At 46.3% G+C, this 18,899-nt stretch carries 13 protein-coding genes; all 13 read right to left on the bottom strand.

The features are described 5' to 3' along the window. Positions 1–134: 134 nt before the first annotated feature. Positions 135–1,424: an MFS transporter gene (locus VN379_RS02625; RefSeq protein ID WP_325522660.1), complete on the bottom strand. Its 1,290-nt coding sequence runs from the start codon at positions 1,422–1,424 to the stop codon at positions 135–137. Positions 1,425–1,451: 27 nt separating this feature from the next. Next, complete coding sequence (locus tag VN379_RS02630; RefSeq protein WP_325530502.1) at positions 1,452–2,903, bottom strand: SLC13 family permease; 1,452 nt, start codon at positions 2,901–2,903, stop codon at positions 1,452–1,454. Between the two features lie 161 nt (positions 2,904–3,064). Beyond that, positions 3,065–4,342 (bottom strand): hypothetical protein, encoded by a 1,278-nt coding sequence (locus tag VN379_RS02635; RefSeq protein ID WP_325530504.1) that lies wholly within the window; start codon positions 4,340–4,342, stop codon positions 3,065–3,067. Positions 4,343–4,513: 171 nt separating this feature from the next. Beyond that, positions 4,514–5,797, bottom strand: coding sequence for an FAD-dependent oxidoreductase (locus VN379_RS02640; RefSeq protein ID WP_325530506.1), 1,284 nt, complete (start codon positions 5,795–5,797; stop codon positions 4,514–4,516). Positions 5,798–5,846: 49 nt separating this feature from the next. Then, on the bottom strand, positions 5,847–6,140 hold the full coding sequence (locus VN379_RS02645; RefSeq protein ID WP_325530508.1) for a ferredoxin family protein: 294 nt from the start codon (positions 6,138–6,140) through the stop codon (positions 5,847–5,849). Between the two features lie 30 nt (positions 6,141–6,170). Next, positions 6,171–7,085 carry an electron transfer flavoprotein subunit alpha/FixB family protein gene (locus VN379_RS02650; RefSeq protein WP_325530510.1) on the bottom strand — a complete coding sequence of 305 codons (915 nt, stop codon included), beginning with the start codon at positions 7,083–7,085 and terminating at the stop codon, positions 6,171–6,173. Beyond that, a complete protein-coding gene (locus VN379_RS02655; RefSeq protein WP_325530512.1) occupies positions 7,085–7,855 on the bottom strand; it encodes an electron transfer flavoprotein beta subunit/FixA family protein in 771 nt (256 codons plus the stop codon). Before VN379_RS02655 ends, VN379_RS02650 begins: the two co-directional genes overlap by 1 nt. Positions 7,856–7,934: 79 nt before the next feature. After that, on the bottom strand, positions 7,935–9,065 hold the full coding sequence (locus tag VN379_RS02660; protein ID WP_325530514.1) for an acyl-CoA dehydrogenase family protein: 1,131 nt from the start codon (positions 9,063–9,065) through the stop codon (positions 7,935–7,937). 75 nt (positions 9,066–9,140) lie between these two features. Beyond that, on the bottom strand, positions 9,141–10,331 hold the full coding sequence (locus tag VN379_RS02665) for a CaiB/BaiF CoA-transferase family protein (RefSeq protein ID WP_325530516.1): 1,191 nt from the start codon (positions 10,329–10,331) through the stop codon (positions 9,141–9,143). Between the two features lie 552 nt (positions 10,332–10,883). Beyond that, positions 10,884–12,836, bottom strand: a complete 1,953-nt coding sequence (locus VN379_RS02670; protein WP_325530518.1) for a sigma-54 interaction domain-containing protein — start codon at positions 12,834–12,836, stop codon at positions 10,884–10,886. 443 nt (positions 12,837–13,279) lie between these two features. Then, positions 13,280–14,068 carry an enoyl-CoA hydratase/isomerase family protein gene (locus VN379_RS02675; RefSeq protein WP_325530520.1) on the bottom strand — a complete coding sequence of 263 codons (789 nt, stop codon included), beginning with the start codon at positions 14,066–14,068 and terminating at the stop codon, positions 13,280–13,282. Positions 14,069–14,125: 57 nt separating this feature from the next. Then, the gene (locus VN379_RS02680) at positions 14,126–15,106 is read right to left on the bottom strand and encodes a nitronate monooxygenase family protein (RefSeq protein ID WP_325530522.1); all 981 of its coding nucleotides are present in this window, start codon (positions 15,104–15,106) and stop codon (positions 14,126–14,128) included. 597 nt (positions 15,107–15,703) lie between these two features. After that, positions 15,704–18,751 carry an efflux RND transporter permease subunit gene (locus VN379_RS02685; RefSeq protein ID WP_325530524.1) on the bottom strand — a complete coding sequence of 1,016 codons (3,048 nt, stop codon included), beginning with the start codon at positions 18,749–18,751 and terminating at the stop codon, positions 15,704–15,706. Between the last annotated feature and the right edge of the window lie 148 nt (positions 18,752–18,899).

Here is an 18,899-nt window from a genome sequence, read left to right on the forward strand (position 1 = left end):
TTACCAGATTGCTTTGCAATTGTCTTACCAATTTCTAAAAAACAGCCTGTTACTCTTAACTAAAACATAATTCACTAAGAATAACACACAATTTTTAAGCAAGACATCTGGAATCAGACCTGAGATTACACAGTTTATCGCTTCCATGCCAGTACAAGACATAAGCCGGCACCAAAAACGCCCCAACCCACCATGTACATCAAGCCGCCGATATAACTGCCGGTAAGGGCAATGAAAAAACCGACCATTAAGGGGGAAGCTGCCGATATAATACTGGCGACACCATTCATAAATCCGGCTCCGGTCCCGGCAACTTTACCCGGCAGCAGCTGCTGCAGCAGCACCCAGGCACAGGGGGTTCCCATGGCCAGTGTACCGACGCCGCAGGAAATCAGGATTGTGGCAATAATATTGTTTTCCGCATAAGCGCCAAGCCAGATGAAAATGGCTGAGCCCAATAAGCCTGTTGCCAGGAATAAAGCCGGACGCCCTATCTTGTCTATGGCAAAGCCGGCCCCTACCTTAACCACAATAGCCATTATATAGGGCAGGGATGCCCATGCCCCCATAGCAGCCCAACTGAACTCCCTGGCTTCTTTGAGATAAGATGGCAGCCAGGTAATTACCCCCCAGTAGATTGAGCTTGTCCCCGAATAGGCCAGCACCAGCAGCCAGACGCGATAATCACGAGTGACAATCAAAAAAGACTGCCAGGCATTGGTTGGCGCAGCAGTTCCTTCCACTGCCTGTTCTTTACTGAGCGCCGCCTCTATATAAGCCTGCTCGCAGGGGCTGATTCCCTGATAAAGGTGGGGATGGTCAGCAGTATACTTCCAGATCAGGAACAAAGGGATAATACCAAGGCTTGCCAGGAAAAAAAAGTTGTCCCGCCAGCCCACGGCAGCGATCATCCAGGCAAACAACGGCATGGCAACCATCGGTGCTATATTTAGGCCGATAAGCCAGGTTGCATTGGCTTTCCCCCGCTCATGCGGAGGAAACCAATTTTTCACAAATTTACTTTGCATAGGATAGTGCATGGACTCGCCAATCCCCAGCAGGGCCCGGGACAATAACATTGTCACCAGGCCTGTGGCGAATCCTCCCCATATCAATGCCAGCGTCCAAAACAAGATAGAAATCAGGGTGGCCTTTCTTGGCCCCAGCCAGTCACCTACCGGGCTGAGTAGAACACTGCCGATTCCATAGCAGACCAGAAATACCGTCATTAGTGATCCTTTGGCTACCGGATCATTGGCAATCCCCATGTCAGTCAGAAATGTGTTATCAACAACAAGTACCGCCACATTTACCCGGTCAATATATGCTATTAGTAAGGTTATCAGTAATATCAACGCTAACCGATGCCTGGCATACCCGGACTGTAACCGGGTATTAATGCTATCGACCGCTGAATTGCTCAAATTATCACCTCGTTGGGAAAGTCTACGCTACTGAATCAGGCCTGTGAGTTTCCAGAACGGTATGCTGACCAGCAAGCCGATGATTGAGATAATCATATAGGCGACACATAACTTAATCATTTGCCGGTGATTAACCATCTCGCCCCCGGCGGCACCAAAAAACGCAACCAGATACTGCGCATTTTGATACATTAAAATCCATACATTAATAGCAACAAATGAAGTAAATCCCATGATCCAGGGACTGATACCCTCTTTTAAGGCTAAAGGTGTAAGCAACAGCGTAAAAATAGTGATAACGGCAAGTTGTGAGGCTAATACAAACCGGACTAAGTAAATAACAATACACAATACAGCCAGGAAAAGATAGATATTACCGGCTAGGAGTGGTGCAACATGGGGCCCCAGAACTTTACCGATCCAACCGGTAATTTTTAGAGCCGAAAAAACACCGGAGACTGCAAAGATGCAGCCAATGAACATAATTGCATCCCAGGCAATACCAGATTTAAAGGTATTTCTATCTATTACATTATAGCCAAGCAACGCCGCCAAGGCAGCAATCGCAATAATAGTAGCATTTATCCCGTGCAGCACTTCAGTCATCCAGATCAGTAATGTTAATACAAGCACAACGGAAACATACTTTTCATTTTTGCTCATCGGTCCCAGCGCGGCGCGTTGATCTTTAATCATAGTAGACGCCAGTCTTTTTTCTTCTTCGGGTTTATATAAGAACAAAATAGCCAGATACCCCAACACCAATACTGTAATTCCCCAGGGAAGTGCATTGATAAACCAGGAAGTCCAGGTTACTTGGGATTGTATATCTTTGGGCAGCAGCCCTACAACTGAATAGCACATGAACGATCCGCTTAAAAAAAGCGGGTGTATGCACCCCAGTGAAAGAAACATGGCGGCGAAGATCCCCCCGGCACCCTGAGTTTTTTTCTTATAGCCCATACTGTCACTGACAGCTGCGGCAAAAGGGGCTAAAACGGCAATTTTAGCAGAGCCACTGGGAATTAACGGTGTCATAAGCGTGCCCGTAACCATCAAAGCCAGGGTTTGCCCCTTAAAGGTCAGTGGAAACAGATTCATCAGATATAACGATATCCTTGTTAAAAGCCCGCATTTGCCAACAGCCGCAGCCATCCCAAACGCACCTATCAGCAGCCAGATTGTGGCATTGGAAAATCCACCGAAAGCAGTCCCAAAAGGGACAATATCGAAAACGGCCCAGGCACTGCACATCAAAAGCGCAGTAACATAGTCAGGAAATACTTCGGCAATCCACCATACAATGGCACATATAAACACTGCCATTCCCCACATGGCCTTGGTTGTTAACCCCTCCGGCACGCCAATCCCGGCAATATATACTCCAAGAATTATGCCGACTACAGCGCCGATCAGCTTTTTAATCATTGCTATTGATAGTACACCCTTAGTTGCTGTCGGCTTATTGGTTTCCGCCATATGTTTCCCTCCCATAAACCGGCACGCTAAGCATAAGGTGATTGTGCCGGCTCAATTTTATAATTTTATTTTTCTAATTCAAAACTATACTTGCATCACCCCTGCCAATCTCAGCAGCAGGAGTATTCAAAGAAAAACAGGCTGCGGCAGTCTCTCCATGCTTAAAAATTATAATCAATCTGGCAGCGGGTAAAATTATCTATATCCGTATTATTGGAAACCTTTTTCGTGTTAAAACCATAGAAGGTGCTAAACACGGCGTTTTTTGCAATTGCTTTGCTGCCAATCAGGGCCCAGCCCCTGACATCACTAACCGACCCCACCATGGCCGAGGTATACGCAGAGTTATTAACACCCGGTTCAAATTTCCGGTAATCGGCAGCCAGACTCCATGAACCCGGTTTTGCCGGACTCACAGCCCCATAGGTCAGGCGCAGATGGTAAAACGCCGGGGTTTGCCTGTTGGTTTCAATGGCATTTTCACCGTAACTAGTAAGCAGTTTAACATCTGATGATAAGCTCGCTGTAACACTTAGCGACTTCACGTCAAACTTGCTGTCATTACCGGTTTTTTCCTTAAACCACCAGGCACCGACAGTTGTAGCCGGACTGAGCGGATATTCGGCCTGGACAAAAAAAGCATCTTTAATTTCATTTGTGCCGGTTACCGGATCGACAATTACCGACCCTTTCTGGATAGCGGCATACGGACCGAAGTTAGCGAAACCGGCAGACATTTTCAGAACTTTTCCTGTCGCAATTTTTATACCGTCAACACCGCCGACAGTATTCATCCAGTAACCACCCGGATCCATTTGCTGGGTAAAACGGCCAACAGTAACTGTGCTATTATAGAAATTTTTGGTTGTAAAGGCAGCGTCAGTTACAACGATCCGGTCTGTATCATTACTTGTTTTATAGGTCCCGAACTCATTATGGTTAAGAGCCATGATACGACCGTAAAATCCGGTATCTTCGTTAACGGTGGCATTAAGATTAAGGCGCAGGCGCTCGGTAAATTTAGTATCGCCTGAGCCATTATCAATCCAACGCACACGGGCATCACCACTAACAGCTATACTCCCGGTTTTCTTCTCTGCCTTGGGAGCAGGGGGAATCACGCGCAAACCTTCTAATTCATTGGTAAACTCCTGGGAGAGCTTCTCAATGAGCGCTTTATTGTCGGCATCAGCTTTCCCGGCATTCCACATAGCCCGCCCGATCATACCTGCCATCTCATAGCGGGTGATGATCTTCTGATCATGTGCATTATCGCCGGAACCGTCAATCAGGCCGGCATCAGCAAGCTTGTCGATTGCCGCATACGACCAGTGATTGGCTGGAACATCACCAAAAGGATTGGGCGCTGCCGCCAAGCCGCTAGCAGTCATAGACAGCGTAGCCAGCGCTGTGAACAGAGTAACAAATCTTTTTTTCATTCCGTCTGCCTCCCCTAAAATATTAACTATTTAATTTAAACACCAGTTCCATATCCGGACACACACTGCGTTAAAAAAGTAACAAACATTGTTTAAATGGGACCTGGCATGGCTAATAATACGGGCGTAACCAGGGCTGAGAAAAATAAAAACATTCTACCATTGTAATCCTTATACGGCCTTAAACATTTTCCAGCCATCGGCCAGTAACTGTCGAAAAGATATATGCTGTTTCACAATATTCATCATGGCTTTAGGCATTTTTTCCGGTAATTTACCATTAACTGCAAACAAAAGCTTGAAGATATCGTTGGCAAGCACAGGGTATTCTTTGACCATGCGGGGAATTGCCAGGATATGATGAAAGTTTTCATAAACCTTCATTGTTGGTAATAGCAATAAATTTTGCAGTTCCTGCATATACAACTGGCCGCTCTGAGCCGGGCCGGCGGCTTTGAGGACGGCATGTGCAGCAGCCAGCCCGCTGACAATAGCCAAATCAATCCCGCGAATCATTGTGCCGGTATTCATGCAAAACCCGGCAGCATCACCAACCACGATCAGACCTTCCCGGTATAGTTTTTGCGGTACACCGCTCAGGCCGGCTTCCGGTACCAGATGTGCCCCATATTCGACTGTTTTACCACCTTCTATAAGTGGTAAAATCGCCGGATGCAGCTTAAAGTCCTGGAAGATTTCGTGAATGCTCCGGCCGCTTCGGCCAGCCTGTTCGGGATTAAACACAATTCCCAGCGAGATGCTCTCTTGGTTGGTATAGAGAAACGAGCCACCGGCAATACCGTCTGTACAACCGATACCCACTCTTGCCGCCCCCTCGTCACCACGCAGGTTAAACCGGGCTTCAATTAATTCATGCGGCAGTTCAATGATTTCCTTGACCCCCACACCTACCCGCCCGGCGCTGATGTCACCAAACAGCCCGGCTTGCTGGGCAATAAGCGAGTTCACACCGTCAGCGGCAATAACAACATCTGCATACATATCATCTTCACCGGCTTTTACCCCGACGATTTTACCATCTTCTTCAAGCAGTCCCTCAACTAAAATTCCTGTTGCAAGCAAAGTACCCTGTGCCTCAGCTTCAGCCGCAAGCCACTCGTCAAAGGGAGCCCGCAGCACCGTGTATGATTGCGGTATTTCCCCGCCAAAAGCATAGTCTGTATAATCCAGGGTTACGGCACTATTCGCACCAAGCAGCATAATCTGTTCACGGATTACATGACGTTCCAGCGGTGCCCGCTTAGTCAAACCGGGTTCCAGCATTTCCAAGGCATAGGAATAAATCCGTCCACCTGTTACATTTTTGCTGCCGGCCGTGGAGCCGCGCTCGATCATCAAGACACTTTTCCCTTGCCGGGACAACGCATACGCACAGGCAGCGCCTGCCGGACCGGCTCCAATCACTATCGCGTCAAATTTTTCATCGGCACTCATGTAAGCACTCCTGTCACTGTTATTGCTTTATCTGTTTGATGAGTTAATCTTAGCCAAAACGAAAAGCAACCCCGAAAGTCCCCCGGGGATAGACCCATTTAACGATGCCTTTATTCTTGCATACAACCCGGCAAGTGCCGCATTCCAGGCACCCGGCATAATCAAAGCTCATTGCGCCGGACTTCTCCAGTGTGTAAAGGGCAGCAGGGCAGGCATAGAGACAAGGTTTCTCGACACACTTTCCACAGATTTCCTTATCAATTTCTATGTGCGGCTCATCTTCGTCAACAATAAACTTATTTAAGCTCAAAAGCTCCGGTGCCGTAATTTTTTTTATGCTCATAGCACATCCCCCTTTCCCTTATCTAAAATGCTATCTACTTTTGGTACTGTTTATCTCCTGGGTAAGAAGCGGAACAATTTCGTACATGTCGCCGACAATACCATAATCGGCGGCCTGAAAAATCGGTGCTTTTTCATTCGAATTAATCGCGACAATAATCCTGGAGTCCCTCACTCCCACGGTGTGCTGAACCTGTCCGGATACCCCTACCGCAACATAGAGGGAAGGTTTGATGGTTATGCCGGATATACCAATATAGTTTGGCAGCCACTGCCGTTGTTCGGCAATGGCTCTGGTGCAGCCAAGCTCGGCCCCAAGTGCCTGTCCGAGATCCCAGACCATCTGCATGTCTTCTTTCTTTTCCATACTTACACCAATACATATGACTTTATCGGCAACAGACAAATCCACTCCGGCCTTGCTAACCGGTGATGTGCCAGTGAGCACGACCCGCGGGTCTGCTTCAACATCCAGGACTGTAATTTCAGAAGAACCTGCTTTTGCAGGTTCGAATTTACCGGCAGGAACGGTAATTACCACAAGGTCTGTTGCTATTTCGGACTGGGTTACCGCCCCGCCGTATAACATCCTCTCACTATGCAGCTTTCCATTTTCCCAAACAAGCGAAGCTACATCGCTGACCATACCGCATTCCAGATATCCGGCAATCCGGGCAGCGATATCCCTCCCCCGGGCGGTTGCTCCAACTACCAGCAGTTCTGCGCCCTCACGGCTAAGAAACCGGGCAATCACTTTGGCGTAATTTTCGACTAGCGGACTATTGCCCTGAAAAAGATATACCTGATCAGGTCCGTATACCGCAGCAGCAGCAGCAGCCTGTTGATCAAAAGTAATGACGTAAGCCGCTTTGCCTGATTCCCGGGCAAAGCCAATCAGTTCTGCTACCAGCTCGGTTTTATCGCTATAAATGTATATGCCTGCCATTATAGAACTCCCTCCTTTTTGAGGTAGGCAACCAGTTCCTTCACCTTATTGGGACCATCCCCTTCGGAAAAAACAATATTTTTGCGTTCCATCGTATACGCCTGGGTTGCTAGTATCCGTGTTTTCGGCTGTAAGCCGGCAATCCCCAATTCATCACCGGTAAACTCGGTAACCGTTTTTTTGGCAGCCGCAATTACAGCCTTAAGACTGGGCAGCGGCGCTTCATTGATTTCAGGCAGGACCGCCACCACTGCGGGCAGCTCGACTTGAACGGTTTCAATACAATCTTCCAGCCGCCGTTGCGCTGTTAACACCGTTCCGTTGATCTCTATTTTTGCTACAGAAGATATGACAGGCCAGTCCAGTGCCGCCCCAAGCCGCGGTGCCGTCTGGCGCGCATAGGTATCACTGGATCCTTCGGCACAGATTACCAGGCTGACATCAGCCAGTTTAGTAACCGCAGCCGCCAGAGCCTTCCCTGTTATAAAGCCATCTGCGTCAGCAGCTAAGCTACTATTAATCCAGCACGCCTCATCAATCCCCCGTGAAAGCGCATCCTTCAAAGACTGCTTGGCTTGCCCCGCCCCAAAGGTCAGAGCCACCGCTTTTCCTTCCAATACCCGGGCAGCCTGCACAGCTGCCTCAATTGCATTTTTATCATAATCGCTGATTTTCCATTTTGCTTTACTGCAATCAATAGATTTATCAGAATTAATCTTGATATCGGCTTCATCCACAACCCATTTATAGCAGGCAATTATTGTTGGCATCTACAGTTCTCTCCTCCTGCGCTTATTGGTATCTCACTTTTTCGCATCAATCCACAGCGGATAACGCTTCGACCGGGAATTATTTCTTAGGAAAAATTGTCCTGGCAATAATCATTTTTTGGATCTCATTGGTCCCTTCCACAATCGGCAACACCCGGGCATCACGGAAGTACCTCTCAATACCGCCGTCCTCCGTCAAACCGTAGCCCCCACAAATTTGGACAGCCCGGTCAGTCACCCGGCAAGCCATTTCTGTTGCAGCCAGTTTGCAGATTGCCGACTCCCGGCTGATTGATTCGCCGGCATCATATCTAGAGGCTGTTCTGTAAATCATGGCTTTTACCAGCTCAATGTCTTTCAACATATCGGCTGCATAATGCTGAATTACCTGAAAGTGGGCAATCGGTTTACCAAACTGGACCCGTTGCCGGGCATAAGCCACAGCCCGTTCATAAGCGCCTTCTGCCAACCCCAGCGCGGCGGAGGCAATATTCATACGTCCGATATCAAGAGCTGACAACACCACATGCAGACCTTTGTTTTCAACTCCCATCATATTTTCAGCAGGAACCCGGCAATTTTTAAGATAAAGATCAGCAGTATCGGAACCATGCATACCGATCTTTTTATAATGCCCGCCAATGGAAAAACCAGGGAAATCCTTTTCCACAATAAAGGATGATATCCCGCCCGGAGCCGTCTCATTCGTCTTAGCCGACACCAAAAAAGCATCGGCGTTAATCATACTGATAAAAATCTTAGTGCCATTAAGCACCCATGTATCGCCGTCTTTAACCGCAGTTGTTTCTATATTGGCAGCATCAGAACCCGCCGAGGCCTCAGTAAAACCAAAGCCCATACTAATCTCACCACTGGCCAGTCGCTGCAGGTATTTTTCTTTTTGTTTTTGTGTCCCTACTTTTAATATTGGTGTCGCCATCAGATTATTTACCAGTGATGCACCGATATAGCCCTCTTGGGCAAGCGTTTCTGAAATCATCGCCTGCGTTAAAAGCCCGGCCCCAAGCCCCCCCCACTCTTCGGGGATCAAAATCCCCCGTAAGCCCAGTTCTGCCGCCCGGGCAAAGAGATCAAGCGGACGTTCGTCAGTTATATCAACTTGTTTGGCCCGTGGCCGTACCTCATTAGCAGCAAATTCCCTGGCAATGTTAATCATAAGCTGCTGTTCTTCAGTAATCCCGAATGCCATTGTTAACAACCCCTTTTTTATTCTGCTGACCAAAATGCTTAGTATATCCCCAAGCTAACTAACTGCCCTTACAAATCAGGATACGCTCCATTTGCTTTTCAACTGAGCAATTGCTGCCTCATCATACCCGATTGATTGCAGGATCTCAGCCTCATGCTGGCCGAGGGCCGGCGCTTTTTTCAGAACTGCTTTAACTGCCGAGAATTTGAGCGGATTTCCTCTGGCAATTACAGTACCCACACTTACACCATCCGGGGTCTCCAGATCAGTGATCATTCCCCGTGCTTTCAATTGTTCATCATTCAGCATATCCGCAGTGCTGAGAATCTTGGCACAAGGCACTCCGGCTTTATCCATCAGGCTAACCGGTTCATCGACACTGGGAAAAGATTTCAGCCAGCTCTCAATAATGCCGACAAGCAATGCCAAATTTTTAACTCTGGCGGTGTTATTGGCAAACAAAGGGTCTGTGGCCAGCTCCGGTTTGCCCATCACGCCGCACAGCGTAGTCCACGGCCCCGTTTCAGGTGCACAAATGGTAACTGTCCCACCGTTGCCCTGATAAACGCCGAAAGGCCCCAGGCTTCCATGATGGTTGCCCGATCTGGTAGGCTTATTGCCTAGCCCGGCAGATTCTATCTGTCCATTGAAGGCTGTTATACAATCCAGGAGGGAAATATCAACATGCTGACCCACCCCGGTGCGCTCGCGGTGATACAGCGCTGATACAATGCCGGCATAGCCAAATATTCCCGCGTTATAGTCGGCAATGGCAAAACCAATCCTGGTAGGTGATCCGTCCGCGTCTCCTGTCATATCCATAATCCCGCTATAAGACTGGGCAATTGTGTCATATCCAGGTTTGTTGCTGTAGGGCCCGGTCTGGCCAAAGGCTGAGATTGAACAAAGAATAATCGTGGGATTAATCTTTTGCAATGCTTCAAACCCCAGACCGAATTTCTCCATTGTCCCGGGCTTGAAACTTTCTACAACCAGGTCAGCAGTAGTGATCAGCTTTTTAGCGATCTCTACCCCCTCCGGGTCTCTCATATCTAAGACCAATGATTTTTTGCCCCGGTTCCCCCAGATAAACGGGAGGCCCACACCATCCAATATTGGCAAATAAGACCTACTGCTATCACCGTTTTTTGGTCTTTCAATTTTTATAATTTCTGCCCCAAAATCAGCCAAAATCGCGGTGGGAAATGGTCCGGCGATATTATTGGTAAAATCAACAACCCGCAATCCATCAAAAATATTGCCCATTGTGCTCATCCTCTCTAGTCTAGTTTTTAATAAATGCTTGCCCGGCCTCTTAAGAAACAGCCGTTCTTTCGCCTCTGTTTTTACCTCCGGAACTCCTAGTGAACCGCCCCCTTGTTAGCATTTCAATAACAGTTCTGCACATTACGACTACTATTACAGCAAGTATCATGCCAATTGAACCCAGAATCAGCAACTAGCCAAAAATCCAGCAATCGGGGGTATTTAGCCTTACTCTTTTTCATCCTTTATCAAGAGGTCAAATAGAACTTTGCGCAATAGTGGGACAAAGTGTCACAACACCATTGAACCATATCCCCGCTGCCCGGTCCTTGGAGCGTACTCTGCAAACAAAAAAGCAGATGCTCATTACCACCAAAGTGAACCTCGTTCAGCATAGTGAAATATCAGGGGAGAGTCTGCCCCATCTGAATAAATGCTGCCTGTAGAGTCGGAAGTCTTGACTCTCAACTAAAATAAAACCGCTGCCTGCCTCGACTGAGACAAGCAGCGATTTTTACTTTATTAAATAGACTTACAGAGCAAACAACATACTTAGCGCAAACACTGCAATCCATATTTATCAATTTTACGATACATTGTATTTCGTGATATACCAATGGATTTGGCGGCATTCGAAACATTGCCGTTGGCAGCACTTAATGCCTGCATAATTATCTCTTTTTCTTGCTGTTTCAATTTTTTCGAGTTTTCGTCAGCGCACGGAAGGTATTCGAGCAATTCAGTTGCCAGTAAATCCGGAGTAATTTGATCTCCATCCGTGAAAACTACGGCATTCTCGATTACGTTCGCTAATTCGCGGATATTGCCAGGCCAGTTATATTGGCAAAGATAGTGCCGCGTCTCCCCGGTCAGTGTCATTTTTCTTAATCGATAAAGTCTTGCATAATGCTCAAGGTAGTAATCAGCGATTACAAGAATATCAGCGTGTCTATCCCGCAAGGGAGGTAAAGTAATATGTATTACTTTTAGACGGTAGTATAAATCCTCCCTGAACAAGCCGTCCTCAACCTGTTTTTTTAGGTTCCGGTTCGTGGCTGCGATAATTCTCACATCGATTTTTTTAGTAAGATGACCTCCGACTCTGGTAATAGTACGGTCCTGGAGGAACCGTAACAAACTGACCTGCATTTCCAAAGGCATCTCACCAATTTCATCCAGAAAAATAGTTCCTTCATCTGCCATTTCAAACTTGCCTGCCTGCCCGCCTCTTTTACCTCCGGTAAATGCGCCCTCCTCATAACCAAAAAATTCACTCTGCAGAAGCTCTTTCGGCATCGAACCGCAATTAATCGCAATAAATGGCTGTGATGCCCGTGCGCTGCCATTGTGGATAGCCCTGGCAATCACATCTTTTCCGGTTCCGCTTTCACCGTCCAGCAGTACATTGGTTGGCACGATTGCCGCTCGTTTAGCCATACTAATGACCCTGGCAAAAGTGTCACTCTCATAAATGATTTTATCAAAGCTTGTAATAGTATCTTTAACCTGGGCAATCTTTGTACGCGGTTTCAGTGCATCTGCCAGACTGAACAAAAGTAAAGTATGTTCCTGGTTATTCAACCATCTGACAGTCTTGTTATTCTGCAGCCGGCAGGTATAGCCTTGCCGGTTATCTGCAGTAATTGTAAATAAACCTTTATTCAAACAGATGGAATTGCCGGTTAGGTTCGCCATATTTATTCCGTGCTTATTGGAATGCTCACCAATTAAGCTACCTCTATTGTTTTCTAACAGCTCTGCAAATTTGTTGTTACAATTAATGATATGACCGTTCTTATCAACGACTACAATATAGTCGCTAATGCAGTTTATCATTTTCGTAAAGTAATCATTCGATTCAACTGACTGCTTGCGGGCGGCCACTTTGTCCTTAAGCAAATCTTCAATCAATTCGGCTGCTGCTATCACAAACTTCAATGGCTGCTCCGGTATTTTTCCGTAATTATTATTATAGAGTGTAAGCACGCCCAGCAGGTTTTTACTGGCATCTTTAATTGGGCTGGCCCCGCCAAAGCAAGTCTGATAACATACTTTGTAGTTCTCCGATCCACCTAATTCCATCGGCTCCTGATCAGCTAATACAATTGAGGTAACACTGGTTCCTAACGCAGCCTCTGTTGCTCTTTTTTTACGCGGGTTCGGATATAAGCGTGCCTGCGAGCAGAATTCAAGGACAGTGCCATTTTTTTCGACAAGGTGAACAAGATTATCTTCAAAATTGCACGTGTTGGTGGCATGCATATACTGCATAACCGGCCTGGCAAACTCGACTAGCTCGGCGTTATCAAGCATAATTTTTGCAAATTCCGCATCATCAATGGGTTGCGGACGCGGTGTCCAGGGATTGATTGACTGCCGCTGGCTCCGCCGCCACGAGTCCTCAACCCGGGGCCGGATTGCCCCTGGTACAATATGCCCTGTATTGATAAATAGCTGATAAGCCTCACTAATTTTGCACCAATCATTGTTTTTAAGTATCTCCATTCTTAATCCTCCTGGCCAAGTTGTTAGCGAGCATCTAAAAGATTGCCTCATGCATTCCGGCTTTGCTGGCTAACACCAGCTTACCAGGCGATTATCCATCAACACCGTATTTTGCAACATAGAAGATTTTTTGCCTCTATATCAGAAAATACTGTGCTGCTCGTAGATAATACTGTATAGGAAGCAGTTCACCGAAAGTCATATTGATTAACCCTGTTTTCTGTATTATTCGAAAAGACTTATATCTTTTCCTTCTTTATTCGACAAAATACTGCTATTGCTCTTATTTTTTGTAATACATGCCCTTGGCTTTGACGAAAGTGAAAGCCGATGTTCTTATCCAGCAGAAAGTAACTCTTCTATCAAGACAAAAAGAAGGACACTTTTTGTCCTTCTTCCGCTTTTACCTGTCTATAGTTCATTTATCGGTTACTTATTTGGTTTCAACGTCCTTTGAAAACAGGTATCCGCTTTTCTAAAAAAGCATTAACGCCTTCTTTATGATCCTCGGAGCCGGCACACAGAACCTGATACTCAGCCTCATTGTCCAGTTCAAGTTCCAATCCGCTAAAGGCAACCCGGTTGATCATAGCTTTGATACAGCCATACGACAAAGTTGGGCCCTGGGACAGCTTAGCAGCAAGTTTCATAGTCGCTTCCTCCAGCTCTTCCAGAGGCACTGCTTCATTGATAAGCCCCCAGTCACTCGCTTCTCTGGCAGTAAACAGCCGGCCAGTCATCAGTAGTTCCGTAGCCCGGGCCACACCAACCATTCTGACAAGCGGCAGTGGTCCGCCCACATCAGGAACTAAACCGATATTGACGAATGCAAAAACAAATTTGGTATCATCAGCTGCAATGCGAAAATCACAGGCTAATGCCAGGTTGAGCCCCCCGCCGGCGGCAGCCCCATGAATTGCGGCAATAATAGGCTTACGGATATTGCGCAGCCTTACTACAATCCGGCTGAGTTTCCTGATGCCGGTCCCATATTCTGCATATCTGCCGGCATCAATCCTTTCTTTCATGCGATTGATATTACCGCCGGCACTAAAGGCTTTGCCGGCTCCCTTGAGAACAATAACCCGCACGTCCGGATTTTCCGCACACGCATCAAGGCACTGTTCCAATTCATCGACAATAACACCGGAAATAATATTTCTGTTCTCCGGGTCGTTCAGGGTAATCGACCCAATCCCGTTTTTCTGTTCATAACTGAGTTTTTCAAACACCACTGCCAGTTCCTCCCCCGGCCTGCCTTGTTTGCAATAATAACTGAGGTTTGCAGGCTACTGCTGTTTTGCATAGATTCCATTGAGTCGTTTCATAATCAGTTCCGCTTCCATAATCATATCATCAATTACCTGTTTAGCAGGCTTTATATCATTAATTAAACCGACAGCCTGCCCGGCAGCAAAAATGCCGCTGTCTAAATCTCCCTCCAGCATGGATTTTTTTCCTACCTTGCCAGAGATAATCGCCAGCAGTTCTTGCAGACCGGCACCGTTTTTCTCCATCTCCAGGCAGGTAGAAGCCGCTTTATTTTTCATTGCCCGAACCATATTTTTAATGGAACGCTGGATAAGAATAGTGTCGTTTTCACTGGCCCCGACTATCCATTTTTTAAAATCAGCATGAATAATACACTCTTCCGTAGCAACGAACCGGGTCCCCATCACAACCCCTTCACCACCCAAAGCCAAAGCAGCCATAAGCCCGGCACCATCGGCAATACCACCGCCAATTAACACAGGCAGGTTCAGTTCCTTCGCTGTTTTATTACCAAGAACGATTGTGGTAACATCATCCATGCCGGGATGGCCGGCACATTCAAGACCTACAATTGTCACTATATCAACACCAATGTTTTCCACCTTTTTAGCGAGCTTTACAGATGGTACCTTATGAATAAGTTTAATTCCTGCCGCTTTCAACATGGGTATAAAATCCTTAGGGTTTCTCCCGGCAGTTTCCACGACCGGCACTCCCTCTTCCACAATTACCTTAAAATACTCAGGAGTCAGTTCTCCGGGCGAGAGTGTAGGCAACATGGACACATTGGCACAAAAAGGTTTGTTGGTCATAGCCTTAACCTGCCTGATTGCAGCCCTGAATTCAGGAATAGTTGGATAAACCAAAGCATTAATAGTTCCTAAGCCGCCTGCATTGGAGACGGCCGAAGCAAGTTCAGGCGTGCCTAAATGTTGCAGTCCCCCTTGCATGATTGGGTATTGAATGTTCAAAAGTTCAGTAATACGAGTCTTAAGCATAGTCTCTAGCTCTCCTTACTATATTATTTGAAACATAAGGCCGTATGGCTACATGTATATTTAGAATTTGCAATGCATTGCTTACATTTTAATCCTGCCATGTACCATATTCAGGCTTGCGTTCAATATATCACTATACTATAGCAATTTCTATGCCATAAGAGTGTATCAATATAATAGTTACTGCATATATCAGGCCCGGAGGCGATTTACCTACGTGGGTCCCAATTTTCTTGCCAATGGTTTTATTCGACTATCGTCACACTCTGAAACAATGTGTAATTACAGGTCTGCACAATATACATTCCTTACTTAAAAATAATCTCCTGTAAAACGCAGGCAGAAAACGCAGGGACAGGGATCAAGCTTTCCAAACCCGTGTTGCCGATAGTCCTGTTACGCACAGGTATAGAAAAATCTTCCCGGGACGCTTCATTCATATCCGACCTTCCCATTATACACAAATGTATTGTTCGGGGTTTTTTCTATTCCCTTTGGATAACCCTTATGTACTCTATCTTACAAAGGGAAGGTGGCTCCCTCCACCCGGCTATAAATAGCAGGTGGAGGCGAACTTCATTTGAGATGCCCACAATTTCAGATTTTAGCTTTATACCACGCCGCATACATTGTGGGTAATACCAAGAGTGTCAATATCGTTGCACCAAATAGCCCACTAGCAATAGCGACAGCCATCGGCCCCCAAAAGATGCTGGAAACCAGGGGAATCATCCCCAGGATAGCCGCTGCCGCTGTTAATAATATGGGTCGAAAGCGTATGAGAGTTGCATTAATAATGGCATCCCATAATGTTTCGCCGGCAGCTTGCTGCTGATCAATCTGATCCATCAGGATGACCGAGTTTCGCATAATAATTCCGGCCAAGGCCAAAATCCCCAACTGAACGACAAAGCCCATAGGCTTTCCTGTTATCAGCAGTCCAATGGTAACACCAATGATACCAAGCGGAGCAGTCAGCAGAGTTAATACCATTTTAGGGATATTCTGCAGCTGAATCATTAATAGGATCATAATCGCTATAATCATTACCGGTACAGGTTTGGAGATAAACTCGGAAGCTTTGATGCTGGATTCCTTCGAGCCATCGTATTCGATGCTATAGCCAAGCGGCAGCGAAGCCCGCAGTTCATCAAGACCCTTGTATACTTGTTCCGTAACATCGTCACCGGTTAGGCCGGGTTTAATTTCTGCCTGAACGATAATCATGGGATTTAGATTATACCGGTAAATCAGCCCTTCTTCTGCATCAAATTTGATTTTTGCAATTTGATCGAGAGGAACATACTTACCGTTGCCAATATGAATGTTGAGGTCTTTCAGACGGGATGGATCATTACGATTCGCGGCATCAAAGCGAAAGACCAGGCTAACGGTTTTATCACCGTCCCGAAATTCGGAAATGGGCGCACCAGATAACTGTGCTTGAAGAGAAGTGGACAAAGTTTGAGAAGCGATACCCAACTTTCTAGCTTTGTCCTGATCAATCTCCAGATGGATCACTTTACTTTTTTCGTACCAGTTTAAATTTGTACTTTTCACGCTGGGATTAGCCGCCATAATTTTTTCAACCTGTTTGGCAATTTCCCGGACTTTATCGTGGTCGGCACCTTTTACGCGCAGCATAACCGGATAGTCAGCACTCGGGCCATTAGCGATAACCTTACTATGGGCCAGAACCTCGGGGAATTCATCATTTAAAAGCTTATTTAGCTTAATCTGCAATTGGTCACGGGCCACAGCATCTTTGGCCACAATAACAAACTCGGAAAAATTAGGTTTGTTAAATGTAGGCTCAAAACTCAAGACGAAACGGGGAGCGCCTTCACCTACGTGATACGTATAGAACTCAATCAACGGATCTCCGGCTAATTTTTCAGCAAACTGTCGCGCGATTTCATCACTGCTTTTGACATTAGCACCTTCTGGTAGTTGTAACTGGATGATGAGCTCCGGGCGGGTAGATGCAGGAAAAAATTCTTGTCTAACTAATCCCAGTAAAGCAATCGATGCAAAAAAGCATCCTGCAGTAGCGGTTAACACTAGTTTGCGGTGGCTCAGGCACCAAATTAAAACTTGTTTAAACAATAGATAAAATTTAGAGTTATGTAAGTTAGCCCCATCTTCGTCATGGGCTTTAGGCTTAATTTTTATGAATAAGTAACCTAATAGTGGCGTGGCCGTACCGGCGACGATCCATGAGGTGAGTAACGAAATAGCGACAACAGAGAAGATGGTGGTACAATACTCAGAAGCGCTGCCTGGTGCGAAACCAACAGGAATAAACCCGGCGACAGTAACAAGCTCACCAGTCAAGCGCGGATATGCGGTAGAGGTATAGGCAAAACAAGCTGCATCAAATCTGCTCCAGCCTTCTTCCAGCTTAACAACCATGGTTTCAATGGTGATAATTGCATCGTCAACCAGCAGCCCTAATGCAATAATCAGGGCTCCCAAAGATATTCGCTGCAGGTCAATCCCCATAAGGTTCATGAAGGTAAATACTATCCCAATAACCAAGGGGATGCATAACGCCACGATTATACCAGAACGCACGCCAAGGCTGGCAAAGCTTACAATAAGGACAATAATAATCGCTTCAGTCAACGATTTAACAAACTCATTAATTGAGGTTTCTACTACTTTCGGTTGGTTGACAGTCTGATGAAGCTCCAGTCCGGCAGGCAGTTCTTTCTTGATCTGCGCAATTGTGTTCTCAAGGTTTCCCCCAAGGGTAAGAATATTACCGCCTGGTTCCATGGCCAGCGAAATTCCCAGAGCCGGAGCGCCATTAAAATAAAATTTAGGGTCGCTTGGCTCGGCGTAGGCCCGGGTGACTTTGGCTATATCGCCTAACCGGAAAGTACGGCCGCCTGCTTGAATCGGCGTTTCGCGCAGCTGATCAAGATTTTCAAATATACCAGTAACCCGCAAATACATATTATCAGTGGCGGTTTCCAGCATACCGGCAGCAGACAGGGAGTTCTGGGTCTGCAGGGTGGCAGTGATTAAGCTGGGATCGATTCCTAATTGAGCGAGCTTACTATTTTCTATTTCAATATAGATTTTTTCACTCTGGACCCCTAATAATTGCACTTTTTTTACGCTGGCAACACCAAGTAGGATGCGGCGAATTTTTTCGGCTTTTTCCCGCATTTCTTCATAAGAATAGCCGTCACCAGTTAAGGCATAGATTACACCGTATACCTCGTCAAACCGGTCATTAAACTGAGGAGTCATGACTCCACTTGGCAATGAACTGGTCATATCATTGACCATATTGCGGGCTTCTACCCATCTGCCGCGGACGTCTGCCTTCGGTACCGTATCTTTGAGATTAACGTAAATGACACTGTACCCAGGAGTAGAATAGCTTTTCAGAAAATCAAGACCAGGTAAATCCTGGAGCTTTTTTTCAATCTTGTCGGTAACCTGTTCCTCTATTTGACGGGCAGTAGCTCCTGGCCAGGCAACCGTAACGACCATTTGTTTAATGGTGAAATCAGGGTCTTCCATACGACCTAACTTATTATAAGAAAAGATGCCGGCAAGAAAGAAAAGAAAGATAAAGAAATAAATAAAGTGTTTATGTTCAAGAGACCATTTTGTTAAATTAAAACCATTCATAACGAGTCACCACCGAATTTTACCATTTGCCCTTCTTTGAGTTTATGTACTCCGGCGATTACGATCCGGTCCCCTTGCTGAAGGCCGCTTACTACTTGAATGGTTCCGTTACCGAAGCCGCCAGTTTGAATTGGGCAGAGTGTCAGTG

Source organism: Sporomusa sp. (assembly GCF_035561255.1).
Lineage (GTDB): Bacteria > Bacillota > Negativicutes > Sporomusales > Sporomusaceae > Sporomusa.